17 protein-coding genes and 1 tRNA gene are annotated in these 14,316 nt (G+C 67.3%); 3 read left to right on the plus strand and 15 right to left on the minus strand.

All coding sequences use genetic code 11. The features are described from left to right. Positions 1-22 precede the first annotated feature (22 nt). Positions 23-748 carry a helix-turn-helix transcriptional regulator gene (locus tag CEK66_RS18740; RefSeq protein ID WP_152237912.1) on the plus strand — a complete coding sequence of 242 codons (726 nt, stop codon included), beginning with the start codon at positions 23-25 and terminating at the stop codon, positions 746-748. Between the two features lie 179 nt (positions 749-927). On the opposite strand, the gene CEK66_RS18745 is transcribed toward CEK66_RS18740, so the two are convergent. Continuing rightward, on the minus strand, positions 928-1,698 hold the full coding sequence (locus CEK66_RS18745) for a DNA-formamidopyrimidine glycosylase family protein (protein ID WP_152237920.1): 771 nt from the start codon (positions 1,696-1,698) through the stop codon (positions 928-930). 162 nt (positions 1,699-1,860) lie between these two features. On the opposite strand from CEK66_RS18745, the gene CEK66_RS18750 reads away from it, so the two are divergent. Both CEK66_RS18750 and CEK66_RS18755 read left to right on the plus strand, forming a co-directional pair. Continuing rightward, complete coding sequence (locus CEK66_RS18750; protein ID WP_017907919.1) at positions 1,861-2,112, plus strand: type II toxin-antitoxin system prevent-host-death family antitoxin; 252 nt, start codon at positions 1,861-1,863, stop codon at positions 2,110-2,112. Further along, complete coding sequence (locus CEK66_RS18755; protein ID WP_152237913.1) at positions 2,109-2,366, plus strand: Txe/YoeB family addiction module toxin; 258 nt, start codon at positions 2,109-2,111, stop codon at positions 2,364-2,366. The genes CEK66_RS18750 and CEK66_RS18755 overlap by 4 nt, the downstream gene beginning before the upstream one ends. Before the next feature lie 96 nt (positions 2,367-2,462). Here the strand turns inward: CEK66_RS18755 and CEK66_RS18760 are convergent, their stop codons facing one another. The 14 genes from CEK66_RS18760 to CEK66_RS18825 form a co-directional block, all read right to left on the minus strand. Next, the gene (locus CEK66_RS18760) at positions 2,463-3,122 is read right to left on the minus strand and encodes a hypothetical protein (RefSeq protein WP_152237914.1); all 660 of its coding nucleotides are present in this window, start codon (positions 3,120-3,122) and stop codon (positions 2,463-2,465) included. A gap of 259 nt (positions 3,123-3,381) precedes the next feature. Then, a tRNA-Val gene (locus tag CEK66_RS18765) sits at positions 3,382-3,456 on the minus strand. An 87-nt stretch (positions 3,457-3,543) separates the two neighbouring features. Then, the gene (locus CEK66_RS18770) at positions 3,544-3,897 is read right to left on the minus strand and encodes a PilZ domain-containing protein (protein WP_010342469.1); all 354 of its coding nucleotides are present in this window, start codon (positions 3,895-3,897) and stop codon (positions 3,544-3,546) included. Beyond that, positions 3,894-4,856, minus strand: a complete 963-nt coding sequence (locus tag CEK66_RS18775) for a DNA polymerase III subunit delta' (RefSeq protein ID WP_152237915.1) — start codon at positions 4,854-4,856, stop codon at positions 3,894-3,896. The genes CEK66_RS18770 and CEK66_RS18775 overlap by 4 nt, the downstream gene beginning before the upstream one ends. Next, on the minus strand, positions 4,853-5,524 hold the full coding sequence (tmk, locus tag CEK66_RS18780) for a dTMP kinase (protein WP_152237916.1): 672 nt from the start codon (positions 5,522-5,524) through the stop codon (positions 4,853-4,855). The genes CEK66_RS18775 and tmk overlap by 4 nt, the downstream gene beginning before the upstream one ends. After that, positions 5,521-6,582 (minus strand): endolytic transglycosylase MltG, encoded by a 1,062-nt coding sequence (mltG, locus tag CEK66_RS18785; RefSeq protein ID WP_152237917.1) that lies wholly within the window; start codon positions 6,580-6,582, stop codon positions 5,521-5,523. Before mltG ends, tmk begins: the two co-directional genes overlap by 4 nt. A gap of 74 nt (positions 6,583-6,656) precedes the next feature. Next, positions 6,657-8,006 carry an aminodeoxychorismate synthase component I gene (locus CEK66_RS18790; RefSeq protein ID WP_152237918.1) on the minus strand — a complete coding sequence of 450 codons (1,350 nt, stop codon included), beginning with the start codon at positions 8,004-8,006 and terminating at the stop codon, positions 6,657-6,659. Between the two features lie 190 nt (positions 8,007-8,196). Continuing rightward, the gene (gene fabF, locus CEK66_RS18795) at positions 8,197-9,432 is read right to left on the minus strand and encodes a beta-ketoacyl-ACP synthase II (RefSeq protein ID WP_026144355.1); all 1,236 of its coding nucleotides are present in this window, start codon (positions 9,430-9,432) and stop codon (positions 8,197-8,199) included. A gap of 129 nt (positions 9,433-9,561) precedes the next feature. Then, a complete protein-coding gene (gene acpP / locus CEK66_RS18800; RefSeq protein WP_010342475.1) occupies positions 9,562-9,801 on the minus strand; it encodes an acyl carrier protein in 240 nt (79 codons plus the stop codon). A gap of 205 nt (positions 9,802-10,006) precedes the next feature. After that, positions 10,007-10,750, minus strand: coding sequence for a 3-oxoacyl-ACP reductase FabG (gene fabG / locus CEK66_RS18805; RefSeq protein ID WP_010342476.1), 744 nt, complete (start codon positions 10,748-10,750; stop codon positions 10,007-10,009). A gap of 91 nt (positions 10,751-10,841) precedes the next feature. Beyond that, entirely contained in the window at positions 10,842-11,786 is a 945-nt protein-coding gene (gene fabD, locus CEK66_RS18810) for an ACP S-malonyltransferase (RefSeq protein ID WP_043092930.1), read from the minus strand. A gap of 556 nt (positions 11,787-12,342) precedes the next feature. Continuing rightward, positions 12,343-13,326 carry a beta-ketoacyl-ACP synthase III gene (locus CEK66_RS18815; protein ID WP_010342478.1) on the minus strand — a complete coding sequence of 328 codons (984 nt, stop codon included), beginning with the start codon at positions 13,324-13,326 and terminating at the stop codon, positions 12,343-12,345. Positions 13,327-13,423: 97 nt separating this feature from the next. Continuing rightward, complete coding sequence (gene rpmF / locus CEK66_RS18820; RefSeq protein WP_010342479.1) at positions 13,424-13,618, minus strand: 50S ribosomal protein L32; 195 nt, start codon at positions 13,616-13,618, stop codon at positions 13,424-13,426. 101 nt (positions 13,619-13,719) lie between these two features. Further along, positions 13,720-14,229 (minus strand): YceD family protein, encoded by a 510-nt coding sequence (locus CEK66_RS18825; protein ID WP_010342480.1) that lies wholly within the window; start codon positions 14,227-14,229, stop codon positions 13,720-13,722. Between the last annotated feature and the right edge of the window lie 87 nt (positions 14,230-14,316).

Consider the following 14,316-nt stretch of genomic DNA (forward strand, 5'->3'; position numbering starts at 1 on the left):
CACGTCCATCGGGAGCGCGGCCATGCATCTGGAACGACCCAAGCTGGCGGCGACCGCGTTTCTGATCGCCGATCCGGCGCGCGCCGCCATGCTGATGGCGCTGATCGATGGGCGCGCCCTGCCGGCCGGCGAGCTGGCCTTCGCCGGCGGCATCACCCCGCAGACCGCGAGCGCGCACCTGGCCAAGCTGCTGGAGGGCGGCCTGCTGACGGTCGAGACCCAGGGCCGCCACCGCTACTACCGCCTGGCCAACGCACAGGTCGCCGCCGTGCTCGAGACCCTGGCCACCCTCGCGCCGCCGCAGGCCGCGCGATGCCGCCCCCCGCATCGTGACGCCCAACCGCTGCGCCTGGCACGCTGTTGCTACGACCACCTCGCCGGGCGCCTCGGCGTGGCAGTCGCCGAGGCACTGGAGCAGCGCGCCTGGCTGACCACGCACGACGACGCCACCCGCTACGCCGTCTCCAGCGAAGGCGCGGCGTGGTTCGCGCGCATGGGCCTGGACCTGCCGCACCTCGCCCAAGGCCGCCGCGCCATGGCCCGGCGCTGCCTGGACTGGACCGAACGTCGCCACCACCTCGCCGGCTCCCTGGGCGCCGCCCTGCTCGATCAGTTCTGCGCCAGACACTGGCTACGCCGCGCCGACGGCTCCCGCGCCTTGGTGGTCACCGATCTCGGCTGGGCCGGCCTGCTCACCGAACTAGGCATTCGGCAATTCGAAGACGAGGCCGTAGCGCTGCCTTCCTGACCAAGGACGATCAGCGCGCGTGGTGGACGGCGACGCCCCATTGCCCTGCCTGACGCATGTGCACCGGCCGCCGGCACCGATTACGCGGTCTCCGCCACCTCATCCAATGCGGACACTGCAGCCAAGGTACATGCCTCTTTAGCCGCAACACGATCAGCACTTCGCTGACGGCAGCGGAATTACGTGAACATGTCGGTCTGCAACCCATCATCCAGCGCGTACCGCCGCTGACAATGCTCGCAGAAGAACGCGCGCCGCTGCGCCTTGCCGAGTTGCTTGCGATAAGTGAGCAAATGACCGTCGCGCGGACACACCGTCTTGGTGTGCACCTGATAGTGCTTCTTCAGTTCGTAGGCTTTCTTCCAACGATAGAAATCGAAGCTGTACTCGCGCGCCTGCGTCACCAGTTCGCCCAGCTTCCGCGCCGGCAATGCGCCGATTTCGCTCTCCGGATGCACGCGAATCCGATGCAGCACCTCGTTCTTGATGATGTTGCCGACCCCGGCGAACACGTCCTGATCCAGCAAGGCATCGGCGGCGAGCGTATGCGGCCGCTGCCGCAACTTGCGCCGCGCCTGCGCCGCATCCCAGTCGGGATTCATCACGTCCGCGGTCCAGTCGTAGGCCGCATCCAGCGGACCGTCGATGAACTTGATCGAACATGCGTAGAAGTTCAGTTCCTCGCCCTTGGCAAAGCCCAGGCTCAAACGCGCCGACGCATCCTTGCGCGCATTGATCCGGTAGCTGCCGAACAGCAGGAAGTGGATGCGCACACTGAACGCATCGAACTCGATCAGGAAGTGCTTGCCCCAACTGCGCAGCGACAGGATCTTGCGACCTCGCATCCGCTTCAGGTCCAGCTTGCTGTTGCCGGACACCCGCAACACCTTGCGCCCGGCGAACGCAGCGGCTTCTTCCTTCAGGATGACGATCGAGGGACCTTCGGGCATGCGTGCAGTATCGAGCGATGTTGTGATCGGGTCGTGAGCCGGTCGCATCCAAGTGGTCATCGCTTGGTGACTCCAGCCAGAATCTCCCTGCATCCGGTCAAGGGATGCCCGTTGACAGGGGCACACGCGAGCGTACAATTTATTGTACAACTCGGAGCCATCATGGACACCATCACCTACAGCGCCGCACGTGCCGCTCTCGCGGACACCATGGACCGCGTGGTCAACAACCACGAGCCGGTGATCATCACGCGCAGCCGCGAGCAAGCCGTTGTCATGCTGTCGCTGGAGGACTACAAGGCGATGGAGGAAACCGCCTATCTGCTGCGAAGCCCGAAGAACGCGCAGCGCTTGCTGGAATCCATCGCCCAACTCGAATCCGGTCGCGGCAAGGCGCGGGAACTGAGCGAGTGACGCTGCAGTTCTCGGACAATGCCTGGGAGGATTATCTCTACTGGCAACAGGCCGACAAAAAGATGCTCAAGCGCATCAACGACCTGATCAAGGCCATTCAACGCGATCCCTTCCAGGGCATCGGCAAACCCGAACCGCTACGCCATGCACTTGCAGGCTACTGGTCGCGACGCATCAACGACGAACACCGGATCGTCTATAAGGTCGAGCATGGCGTCCTGCTGATTGCGCAGATGAAGTATCACTACGTGTAGTTTTACTTCTTAGCATAAAAAGGTTTGGAGGCCAAGTATAGCCATGCACACATTGGCAATGCTCAACTCGAGCAGGCACTCCATTAAACCAACCTTTCATGACTGCCCCTTAAGCGCATCATCAACTGCCTGTAATACTATTTTTTGATCAACCTTGGCCGCTACCCTGAAACGCTCTACATCAATATTCCTGTCGATATCAATATCCTGCCGGACTGCCGCCAAGACTTCAGCCTGCGCGTCGACCAGTGCAGGCATGTATTCCGTCAGCTCCCGGACAAAATCGCCAGCAACAGCCCGATAGTCACCTCCCGAATCACCAATTGCAGACTTAATATTCATCCGCCGTACAAACATCCTAATAAATATAGGACCGAACATCTGAGTAAAGTTCCTACCGGCCGTAACGGTTTCGAGGCTAGCTACCGCTGAAGCAGTAGAAATTCGCGACATCCCCTCTTGGAAATCAAGAAGAATTTCCGCATCAGAAACATTAAAGTTACTTAGCCTACCAAAAGCAGCATGTGCACGATACATACCACGAACACCCTCTAGAATAACTTCACGCTTTGTCTCTATCAGGCGGTTCTTTGCACTTATGCTCTCCTGCTGCTTTAACTGCTTAAGCGTGACCCAGGCTGTAACCAATACAGTGATAAGCACACCTAAAATCGTCACAATTGGCGGCAGCCAAATCTCTTCCCAGGACTTGGCATCCACTGCACCTTGAACGGCGTACAAAATTTCTCTACTCATTTCGCACTACCTGGCGACTGATATTGTTCAGAATTCTAGCGCAGTCATCAAACGCAACATTCCCTCGACAAAAGAGCGCACCTGATTGAGACATTGAAGATCGGAAAGCTGTATTGACCCTGCCCCCGTCCCGAAGAGGCCGGCGCAACTTCTGAGTGCCCGTGTATCGGCAAAGAGCGCCCACAAATCCTCAAATATCAAAATTCAAACACAAAAAAAGCCGGCACTAGGCCGGCTTTTTCGTTGACACTCAAATTCGTGGTGGGCGGTGCAGGGTTCGAACCTGCGACCCTTGCCGTGTGAAGGCAATGCTCTACCGCTGAGCTAACCGCCCGTGTCGCGAGCCGCACATTATAGGGCTGTGGCGCGCGGCGTCAATGGGTCCTTGCGAGGTCCGTTGCGCGGCGTCGCCGCGCGGCCGCTACATGGTCTGGGTGGGCTTGTCGGCGTTGAGGATGCCGGCCAGTTGGGTCTCGATCTTGGTGCGGATGGTCTCGCCTTCGCTGTTGTCCGGCAGCTGCACGCCGATGCCGGCGGCGCGGTTGCCCTGGGCGCCGACCGGGGTCACCCAGATCACCTTGCCGGCCACCGGCAGGCGCTCGCTGGAATCGGGCAGGGTCAGCAGCAGGAACACCTCGTCGCCGAGGAAGTAGCGCTTGGGGGTGGGCACGAAGATGCCGCCGTTCTTCACGAACGGCATGTAGGCGTTGTACAGCGCCGCCTTGTCCTTCACCGCCAGCGACAGGATGCCCTGGCGTCCACTCATCGCGCTCATCGTTGTGCCCCTCTCCGGGCCTGGCGATCGCCATCGCGCCAGGCCAGCAACAGTTCCGCGATCGCCAGGTCGGCGCGCACGGTGGTCCGCAGCAGATCGCGGGTGCGATTGGCGGCGTCGAACCACGCGGCCAGCTTGTGCAATCGCGCCGGGTCGGTCAAGCCAGCCTGCGAGGCCTGCGCCAACGCCAGGTCGGCGGCATGGCCCAGGCGCTGTTCGGCCAGCGCGTCCCCGCTCCAGCGCTGCGCGGCGTCCAGCGCGCCGAGCTTGCCGGCGGCGACCTGTTCCAGGTCCGCGGCCACCTGCCGGCGCAACTTCAATCCATCCTCGCGCAGCCACTGCGCGGCCAGGCCGGGATGGCCGCGCGCGGCGTCCAGCGCTTCGCGTGCGGTCTTCTCGGGAAAGTCCTGGGCCAGCAACCAGGCGATCGCTTCGTCGGCCGGCGGCAGCTTGAATTCCAGCCGCTGGCAGCGGCTGCGGATGGTCGCCGGCAGGCGCGCCGGCTGCGCGCTGATCAGCCACAGATAGCGGCCGGGCTGCGGCTCTTCCAACGTCTTCAGCAGGGCATTGCAGGCGGCGCGGTTGATCGCGTCGGCCGGGTCCACCACCACCACCTGGGCCACGCCGTACTGCGGGGTCAACGCCAGCTTCTGCGAGATCTCGCGCACCTGCTCGATGACGATCTCGGTGCGCAGCTTGTCGCCGGTGCGGTTGGGGATGAACGAGATCAGCTGCAGGTCCGGATGGGTGCCGGCGGCGATCAGCTGCGCGCTGCGCAGGTTCGCGGCCGGTTCGCCCTGGCCGAGTACGTGCGCGGCCAGCTTCAGCGCCACCGCACGCTTGCCCAGGCCTTCCGGCCCACAGATCAGCAGGCCGTGGCCGAGGCGACCGGCGTCGAGCGCGGCCACGGTCTGGTCGTAGGCGCGCTGCTGCCACGGCGCGAACGGCACGTCGCTCATGGCGTCGGCTCCTGTTGCTGCTGCACCCACGCCGCCAATGCGGCGGCGACCGCCTGGGCGACCGCCTGCGGCGGCTGGCTGGCGTCGATGACGCGGAAGCGCTGCGGGTCCTGCGCGGCGCGCTGGCGAAAGCCGGCACGCACGCGCTGGAAGAAATCGTCCTGCTCGCTCTCGATCCGGTCCGGCCACAGATCGCGGCCGCTGGTGCGGGCACGGCCGATCTGCACGTCCAGGTCCAGCAGCAGGGTCAGGCCCGGCTGCAGGCCGACCGCGCGCCGTTCCAGGTCGGCGATCCAGGCGCGGTCCAGGCCGCGGCCTTCGCCCTGGTAGGCGTAGCTGGAATCGGTGAAGCGGTCGCTGACCACGTAAGCGCCGCGCTGCAGCGCCGGCCGGATCACCTCGCGCACGTGCTGCGCGCGCGCGGCGAACACCAGCAGCAGTTCGGTCTCGGCGGCCAGCGGCTCGGCGACCTCGCCGGGGGCCTTGTCCAGCAGCAGCGCACGGATGCGCTCGGCCAGCGGCGTGCCGCCCGGTTCGCGGGTCAGCACCACTTCGTGGCCCTGCGCCTGCAACGCATCGCGGATCGCGTTGATCGCGGTGGTCTTGCCGGCGCCCTCGCCGCCTTCCAGGCTGACGAAGCGATGGTGACGCAGCACGGCCTCGCTCATGGCGATACCGCCGCGTCGCTGCGCGCCTGGCGCAGGCGCTGCAGGTAGCGCGCCACCGCCGCGTTGTGCTCGGCGTAGTTGGCGGAGAACGCATGCGCGCCGCTGCCGTCGCCGATGGCCACGAAGTACAGGCTGTCGCCCGGCGCCGGGTTGGTGGCGGCACGCAGCGCGTCGCGGCCGGGCATGGCGATCGGGGTCGGGGTCAGGCCGGTGCGGGTGTAGGTGTTGTACGGCGTATCGGTCTCCAGATCGCGCTTGCGGATGTTGCCGTCGTAGGCGCTGCCGATGCCGTAGATCACGGTCGGGTCGGTCTGCAGTTTCATGCCCAGCTGCAGGCGGCGCACGAACACGCCGGCGATCTGCGGACGCTCGGCGGCCAGGCCAGTCTCCTTTTCCACGATCGAGGCCAGGATCAGCGCCTGCTCCGGCGACTGCAGCGACAGGTCCTTGGCGCGCGCGCCCCAGGCCTCGGCCAGGGCCTTGTCCATCGCCGCATGCGCGCGACGCAGCAGCTGCAGATCGGTGTCGCCGCGCTGGTAGAGGTAGGTCTCGGGCAGGAAGCGGCCTTCCGGGTGCTGGCCGGGCTGGCCGAGCTTGGCCATCAGTTCGCTGTCGCTGAGGTCGGCGGTGGTGTGCACCAGCGGCGTGGCCGCGTTCAAGGCGCTGCGCAGCTGGCGCACGTTCCAGCCTTCGACGATGGTGAAGCGGTACTGGATCACCTGGCCCTTGCGCATGCGCAGCAGCAGCTCGCGCGGGCTCAGCGCTGGCTGCAACGCGTATTCGCCGAACTTGAGCTTGCCGGCCACGCCCAGTTCGCGCGCCAGCACCTGCCATTGCAGGTCGCTGCCCTGGGTCACGCCGGCGGCGCGCAGCTTGCGCAGCACGCCGTTGAGCGAGGCGCCGCGCGCCACGTCCACGCTGGGCTGGGACGCCTGCAGCGGTTGCTCGGCGAAGGCGCGATAGCTGTGCCACCACCAGGCGCCGGCCGCGGCCACCAGCAGCGCCAGCACCAGCAATGTCCCCAGCAGGGTCAGACACCCGCGTTTAGCCCAAGCCACGACCACCTCGGAGCGAATTCAATGGCGTGCAGGATACCGCGCGGCCGGCATGGCCCGGTATCGCGCGGCCCCGCTCATGGCTCCAGCGCACGCAGCAGGCCGCGCGCCTTGGCCCGGGTCTCGTCGAGTTCGCGCTCCGGGTCGGAATCGAACACGATGCCGGCGCCGGTACGGAACTGCACCTGCGCGCCGTCCACCTCGGCTGTGCGGATGAGGATGTTCAGGTCCATGTCGCCGTCGCGGTTGAGCCAGCCGAACGCGCCGGTGTAGGCGCCGCGCGCGGTCTGCTCCAGCTCGGCGATGATCTGCATGCAGCGCACCTTGGGGCAGCCGGTGATGGTGCCACCCGGGAAGGTGGCGCGGATCGTCTCGCCGGGGGTGGTGCCCGCACGCAGCCGGCCGCGCACGTTGCTGACGATGTGGTGCACGTGGGCGTAGCTCTCCACGGTCATCAGCTCGTCGACCTCGACGCTGCCCGGCGCGCAGATCCGCCCCAGGTCGTTGCGCTCCAGGTCGATCAGCATCACGTGCTCGGCGCGCTCCTTGGGATGCCCGACCAGTTCGCGGATGCGCGCGGCCTCGTCGTCGCCCGGCGCGCGTGCGCGGGTGCCGGCGATCGGCCGGGTCTCGACCACGTCGCCGCGCACCGACACCAGCCGTTCCGGCGAGGAACTGACCACGGCGCGGCCGTGTCCGACGAACAGGCCGGCGAACGGTGCCGGATTGGCGCGGCGCAGTTGCGCGTACAGCGCCGCCGGCGCCAGCGGCGCGGCGAAGCGCGCCGACCAGCGCCGCGACAGGTTGACCTGGAACACGTCGCCGGCACGCAGGTAGTCGAGGATGCGGCGCACGCCGTCGACGAAGCGCTGCGGCGGGTCTTCCTCGATCGCCAGCGGCGCCTGCCAGGCGGGCGCCGGCGCCGCCGCGGGCAGCGCCTGCAGATCGGCGAGCACGGTCTCCAGCAGCGCCGCATGCGCGGGCTCGGCCAGCGCGACGCAGTCGCCGGTGACGTGATCGCGCAGCAGCGCGGCGGGGCAACGCAAGGCCAGCGCCGCGGGCGTGGCTGCGCTGGAGGGCGGCAACTGCAGCACCGGCTCCACCTGCGCGGCCAGTTCGTAGTCCAGCAGCAGCGCCCAGCCGCCACGGAACGGCCAGCGCGGCTCGTCGCGTTCGCAGCGCTCGGCCTGCCAGTGCATATCCAGTGCGCTCAGGAAATCCCCGGCGACCGCGGCGCCATCGAGCGTGCGGGTGACCCCGTCGCGCTCCAGCCGCAGGCCCCGCCCGTCGGCGACCAGCAACAGATCCCAGCGCCCCTGCGCCGTGCCCGACGCCGCCGATTCCAGCAACACCGGATACCGCTGCGGCGCCAGGCGATGCAGCGCCAGCAGATCGACCTCGGCCGGCAAGGGAACGGTACGCAGCATCGAAGATCCGCTGGAAGAATGAAAGAAACGTCAGGGAACGGGAGGCGTCGCCAGACAAGCTCCAAGCGAGACCGCAGCAACGCGCGCGGACCTCACGCGCGCCACTCGATAGATGGACGCGCGCGACGGGAGTGAGGCGCCGGCTGTGACGATTCCCGATTCCCTATTCCCTATTCCCGAATCCCGGCCCTCAGACCCGCTTGAACACCAACGTCCCGTTGGTCCCACCGAAGCCGAACCCATTGGACATCGCCACGTCGATCTGCTTCTCGCGCGCCACGTTCGGCACGTAGTCCAGATCGCAGCCTTCGCCCGGCTCGTGCAGGTTGATGGTCGGCGGGATGATGCCGGCATGGATCGCCATCACCGAGAAGATCGCTTCGGCACCGCCGGCGGCGCCGAGCAGGTGGCCGGTCATCGACTTGGTGGAGCTGACCATGGTCTTGTAGGCGTGATCGCCCAGCGCACGCTTCATCGCCAGGGTCTCGGCCAGGTCGCCCAGCGGCGTGGAGGTGCCGTGCGCGTTGAGGTAGTGGATCTGGTCCGGATTGAGCTTGGCGTCCTTCATCGCCGCCACCATGCTGCGCGCGGCGCCTTCGCCGTCCTCGCTCGGGGCGGTCATGTGGAAGGCGTCGGAGCTGGCGCCGAAACCGACCAGCTCGGCGTAGATGCGCGCGCCGCGCGCCTTGGCGTGTTCGTACTCTTCCAGCACCAGCACGCCGGCGCCGTCGCCGAGCACGAAGCCGTCGCGCTCCTTGTCCCACGGGCGCGAGGCGGCGGCGGGATCGTCGTTGCGGGTGGACATCGCCTTCATCGAGCAGAAGCCGCCCACCGAGGTCGGCGAGGAGCCGCGCTCGGCGCCGCCGGCCAGCATCACGTCGGCGTCGCCGTGCTGGATCATGCGCATCGCGGTGCCGATGGAATGGTTGGAGGTGGCGCAGGCCGAGACCGCGGAGAAGGTCGGCCCCTTCAACCCTTTGATCAGGCTCACCTGGCCCGGCAGCATGTTGATGATGGTGCTGGGCACGTAGAACGGCGAGATCTTGCGCGCGCCGCCCTCGTGGAATTTGATGGTCTGCTCCTCGATGCCGAGCAGGCCGCCGATGCCGGAGCCGAGGATCGCGCCGATGCGCTCGGCATTGGCCTCGGTGATCTCCAGGCCGGAATCGTCCAGCGCCATGAACGAGGCACCGACGCCGTAATGGATGAACGAGTCCATCTTGCGCGCGTCCTTGGACGAGATGAACTTGGTCGGATCGAAATCCTTGATCTCGCCGGCGATCTTGGTGGTGAACTGAGACGCATCGATCTGGGTGATCGGGCCGATGCCGGAGCGTCCGTTGACGATCCCTTCCCAACTGCTGGCCAGGTCATTGCCCAACGGCGACACCAGGCCCATGCCGGTTACGACGACACGACGGCTCATTGCGAAATCTCCTCACCGCGATACGCGCGGCCTTGACGCTGTAAAAACACAGGGCCGCATGCGCGGCCCCATGGGATTGTCACGCGCATCGGGCCCACGCAGGCGCCGATGGCGATCGCGAACGCAGCATCAGCTCTTGACGTGCGCCTTGACGTAGTCGATGGCCTGCTGCACCGAGGTGATCTTCTCGGCTTCTTCGTCCGGGATCTCGCACTCGAACTCTTCTTCCAGGGCCATCACCAGCTCGACGGTGTCCAGCGAGTCGGCACCCAGGTCATCGACGAACGATGCGTTGTTGGTGACTTCTTCTTCCTTGACGCCGAGCTGTTCGACGACGATTTTCTTGACGCGTTCTTCGATGGTGCTCATTGGGATATCGCTCCAGATGGAGTAGTGGTGGTTCGAGTTTTAGGATCCCCGCACACGGATGTGCGGTGCTCCTGTGAGGGACTCACAAAACGCCATCGGGCTGCGATGGCCGCGTTGGGTAGTGTAGTGGAAACCGACTGGCCCTTGCAGCACTGCACAAATGCCGGCCGATCAGCCACTTAGGCGCGTCCGCTGCGCCGCAGGCTCACGGCATGTACATCCCGCCGTTCACGTGCAGGGTTTCGCCGGTGATGTAGCCGGCGCCGGGCCCGGCCAGGAACGCCACCGCGTTGGCGATGTCGGACGGCTGGCCGAGCTGGCCGAGCGCGATCTGCTCCAGCAGCGCGGTGCGCTGCGCTTCCGGCAGCGCCTTGGTCATGTCGGTATCGATGAAGCCCGGCGCGACCACGTTGACGGTGATGCCGCGCGAGCCGATTTCCTTGGCCATCGACTTGGAGAAGGCGATGATGCCGGCCTTGGCCGCGGCGTAGTTGGCCTGGCCCGGATTGCCGGTCACGCCGACCACCGAAGCGATGTTGACGATGCGGCCCTTGCGCGCCTTCATCATGCCGCGCAGCACCGCCTTGGAAGTGCGGAACACGCTGGTCAGGTTGGTGTCGATGATCGCCTGCCAGTCGTCGTCCTTCATCCGCATCAGCAAGTTGTCGCGGGTGATGCCGGCGTTGTTGACCAGGATCGAGACCGGGCCGAATTCCTTGGCGATCGCCTCGATCAGCGCATCGACCGCGGCGCCGTCGGTGACGTCCAGCGCACGGCCGTGGCCGCCGTGGGCGGCCAGGCGCGCGCCGATCGCTTGCGCGCCGGCGTCGGAGGTGGCGGTGCCGATGACGGTGGCGCCCTGCGCGGCCAGTTCGTCGGCGATGGCGGCACCGATGCCGCGGCTGGCGCCGGTGACCAGCGCGATCTCGCCCTGCAATGGCTTGCTCATCTGCGTTTCCTTGGAGACGGACGGCGCATGGCGCCGGGGGAAAGGAGGGAAACCAGCGCGGGCGAACGGCGCACCGCGCTGCGACCGGCGATCAGGAGGCCCAGGCCTCGCGCGCGCCGGCGAACTCGGCGGGCGTGCCCAGGGCGCGGCCGTCGAGCGACTTGTCGATGCGCTTGACCAGCCCGGTCAGCACCTTGCCCGGGCCGCACTCGGCCAGGCGGGTGGCGCCGCCGGCGGCCAGCGCCTGCACGCAGCCGGTCCAGCGCACCGGCAGATACAACTGCTCGACCAACGCCTGGCGGATCGCCTCGACGCCCTCGTGCACCTGCGCATCGGCGTTCTGCACCACCGGCAGCTGCGGCGCCTGCCAGGCCAGTCCGCGCATCGCCTCGGCCAGGCGGTTGGCCGCCTCGCGCATCAGCGGGGTGTGCGACGGCACGCTGACCGCCAGCTTCACCGCCTTGCGCACGCCGCGCTCGGCCAGCAGCGCCAGCGCGCGGTCGACCGCCGCGGCATCGCCGCCGATCACCACCTGCCCCGGCGAGTTGTAGTTGGCCGGCACCACCACCTGGCTGCCGGCGGCCTGCGCGCAGACCTCTTCGACCAGCGCGTCCTCGGCGCCGAGCACGGCGGCCATGGCGCCCACGCCGGCCGGCGCAGCGTCCTGCATCAGTTGCCCGCGCAGCCGCACCAGGTGCGCGCCGTCGTGCAGCGACAGGGCGCCGGCGGCGACCAGCGCGCTGTATTCGCCCAGGCTGTGCCCGGCCAGCTGCGCCGGACGCGCCCCGCCTTCGGCCAGCCACAGCCGCCACAGCGCCACACTGGCGGCCAGCAGCGCCGGCTGGGTGTACTCGGTGCGGTTGAGCATCTCTTCCGGGCCGCCCTGGCTCAGCGCCCACAGGTCCACGCCGGCGCCCTCGGAGGCTTCGGCGAAGCTGTCGCGCAGCTGCGGATGCAATTCGGCCAGTTCGGCCAGCATGCCCAGCGATTGCGAACCCTGGCCGGGGAAGACGAAGGCGAGTGTGGAATCGGTCACGCGGTCGGCCCTGCGAAAATCGAGCGGCGATGATACGGGCGAAACCGGCCGGGCGTCTGTACCCGGGCGTATGTGAAATGGCGGCTGGCCCATCGCATGCCGCCGTTCGCGCCTCGCTCGGCGGCGCCCGGTGTCAGGCCGACAGCACACGTGAAGCGCGGGACGCACGCCAGCGCAAGGCGTTGCGATTGCGCCTGTTGGGCAAGGTGCTGGCAGCGCGTCACCGCGGAGAGGCGTAACGAGGGGCATGGCCGATGGGCGCGGCTGGACGCCCAGGCGACAACGCCAAAAGCGCGCACCCACAGGCGCCCACGCTGGGCGAATCGCGCTTTTCGCGTACGACGTGATGTCGCGAAAGGAAGGCAGGCGCGGACGCATCGCTGCACAAGCCGCGCGCGACCACGCACCGCGATGCACGCGCCGGACGCGCTGGCGTCATGAGAATTGGGTTCGGCGAGCGCATTGCCGCGCGTCGTGGCGACGACGCACGGCACCCGGCATCGGATCGCGATCGCGCGCCACGACGCCGCCAACGGCGCCGTGCGCGGAAACAGGCTCAGTAGCGCAGCAGCGCCGAGCCCCAGGTGAAGCCGCCGCCGAAGGCTTCCAGCAGCAGCAACTGGCCGCGCTGCACGCGGCCCGAACGCACCGCCACGTCCAGCGCCATCGGCACCGAGGCGGACGAGGTGTTGCCGTGGATGTCCACCGTCACCACCACCTGCTCCATCGGCAGCTCCAGGCGCTTGGCGGTGGCTTCGATGATGCGCAGGTTGGCCTGGTGCGGGATCAGCCAGTCCAGGTCGTGCTTGTCCAGGCCGTTGGCCTCGAGGGTCTCGTCGACCACGGCGTCCAGCGCCTTGACCGCGTACTTGAACACCTCGCTGCCCTTCATCTGGATGCCGCCGGCGGCCGGATCGCCGGTGCCGTCGCCCAGCCCGGTGGCGATGCCGACCGGATTCCACAGCAGTTCCTTCTTGCTGCCGTCGGCGTGCAGATGGGTGCTGAGGATGCCCGTGTCTTCGTCGGCGCGCAGGACCACCGCGCCGGCACCGTCGCCGAACAGCACGCAGGTGGTGCGCTCGGTCCAATCGACGATGCGGCTGAGGGTTTCGGTGCCGATGACCAGCACGGTCTTGGCGTCGCCGCTGCGGATGAACTTGTCGGCCACGCTGAGCGCGTAGACGAAGCCGGAACAGGCGGCGTTGACGTCCAGCGCCGGGCAACCGACCACGCCGAGGCGGGCCTGGATCAGGCAGGCGGTGGACGGGAAGATCAGGTCCGGCGTGGTGGTGCCGACCACGATCATGTCGAGTTCGGCGGCATCGATGCCGGCGGCTTCGATCGCCTTCAGCGCGGCCTCGTAGCCCAGGTCGCCGGCGGTCTGGCCGGGGGCGGCGATGTGCCGCTCGCGGATGCCGGTACGGCTGCGGATCCATTCGTCGCTGGTGTCGACCATGTGCGACAGATCGTCGTTGGTCAACACTTTTTCAGGCAAATAGCTGCCGGTGCCCGCGATCCTGGAATAGATCCGCTTGCTCATGCTGGTTCCTGTTGCCTGTTACGCAGGCCGCCCCGGTGCGGCGCGGCCTGTGAAGATGGGTGACTCCATCCACCGCAGCGCGGTGGACGGGCACGGATCAATCTTCTTCGACCTGCGCGGTCTTGGTGGCGATCACCTTCTTGCCACGGTAGTAACCGTCGGCGGTGACGTGGTGGCGCAGGTGGATCTCGCCGCTGGTCGGATCGGTCGACAGCTGCTTGGCGCTGAGGGCGTCGTGCGAACGGCGCTGGCCGCGGCGGGACGGGGTGACACGGGATTTCTGCACAGCCATGGGATTGCTCCAAACTCGGTTCGTTTACATCTGTCGTCATTACGTCGCGCAGGACGCGCGCGTCCGGCAACAACCTCAGGCAGCGGCAGGCGGACCGACCGCTACTGTTTCTTCAGCGCCGCCAACGCCGCGAACGGGTTGACCTTGCTCGTTTCTTCCTCGGTCGCCGGCCAGTCGCGATCGACCGCCTCGCTTCCGGGCGCCACCGGCACCAACGGCACCGCCAGCACCAGCTCGTCCTCAACCAGATCGGCCGGCCGCAGCATGCCGTCTTCCGGCACCAGCAAGGCCTCGTGATCCGGCGGCAGCGCGGCTTCTTCTTCCTCGCTGCGGATCAGCCCCAGCCGCTGCACGCTCGACACCGGCAGCAGGAAGCGCTGCAGGCTGCGCTGACAGATCAGCGGCAGCTCGGTTTCGATCTTCAGTTCGACATAGGACACTTGCAGTACAGCGTCGCGGCCGAATTCCAGCGTGTAGCGGCATTCGCCTTCGGTGTCGGCCAGGCTGCCTTGCAGACGGGTCATCGCCGAGAGCGGCAGGCGGTCTTCGAAGACCCTGCGCGCTGCGACCATCCGCCAGGCATCCAACAGTTCGGGCACGTTCGCGGACATAAGCCGCAGAATGTTAAGGACTGCCGCGGCCGCTGTCAAACCGCCCCCGCCCGGCCCCGGGTTGCCTTGCCCGCCTGCGCCAGCCGC

Origin of the sequence: Xanthomonas sp. LMG 12460 (genome assembly GCF_009192895.1) — a bacterium.
GTDB classification, from domain to species: Bacteria; Pseudomonadota; Gammaproteobacteria; order Xanthomonadales; family Xanthomonadaceae; genus Xanthomonas_A; species Xanthomonas_A sontii.

Excerpts from the sequence above, each read along its gene's own strand:
- CEK66_RS18740 (WP_152237912.1), top strand. The coding sequence starts at position 23 with ATGCATCTGGAACGACCCAAGCTGGCGGCGACCGCGTTTCTGATCGCC.
- CEK66_RS18745 (WP_152237920.1), bottom strand. The coding sequence starts at position 1,698 with ATGCCCGAAGGTCCCTCGATCGTCATCCTGAAGGAAGAAGCCGCTGCG.
- CEK66_RS18750 (WP_017907919.1), top strand. The coding sequence starts at position 1,861 with ATGGACACCATCACCTACAGCGCCGCACGTGCCGCTCTCGCGGACACC.
- CEK66_RS18760 (WP_152237914.1), bottom strand. The coding sequence starts at position 3,122 with ATGAGTAGAGAAATTTTGTACGCCGTTCAAGGTGCAGTGGATGCCAAG.
- CEK66_RS18770 (WP_010342469.1), bottom strand. The coding sequence starts at position 3,897 with ATGAGCGCGATGAGTGGACGCCAGGGCATCCTGTCGCTGGCGGTGAAG.
- CEK66_RS18775 (WP_152237915.1), bottom strand. The coding sequence starts at position 4,856 with ATGAGCGACGTGCCGTTCGCGCCGTGGCAGCAGCGCGCCTACGACCAG.
- tmk (WP_152237916.1), bottom strand. The coding sequence starts at position 5,524 with ATGAGCGAGGCCGTGCTGCGTCACCATCGCTTCGTCAGCCTGGAAGGC.
- CEK66_RS18790 (WP_152237918.1), bottom strand. The coding sequence starts at position 8,006 with ATGCTGCGTACCGTTCCCTTGCCGGCCGAGGTCGATCTGCTGGCGCTG.
- fabF (WP_026144355.1), bottom strand. The coding sequence starts at position 9,432 with ATGAGCCGTCGTGTCGTCGTAACCGGCATGGGCCTGGTGTCGCCGTTG.
- acpP (WP_010342475.1), bottom strand. The coding sequence starts at position 9,801 with ATGAGCACCATCGAAGAACGCGTCAAGAAAATCGTCGTCGAACAGCTC.
- fabG (WP_010342476.1), bottom strand. The coding sequence starts at position 10,750 with ATGAGCAAGCCATTGCAGGGCGAGATCGCGCTGGTCACCGGCGCCAGC.
- CEK66_RS18815 (WP_010342478.1), bottom strand. The coding sequence starts at position 13,326 with ATGAGCAAGCGGATCTATTCCAGGATCGCGGGCACCGGCAGCTATTTG.
- rpmF (WP_010342479.1), bottom strand. The coding sequence starts at position 13,618 with ATGGCTGTGCAGAAATCCCGTGTCACCCCGTCCCGCCGCGGCCAGCGC.
- CEK66_RS18825 (WP_010342480.1), bottom strand. The coding sequence starts at position 14,229 with ATGTCCGCGAACGTGCCCGAACTGTTGGATGCCTGGCGGATGGTCGCA.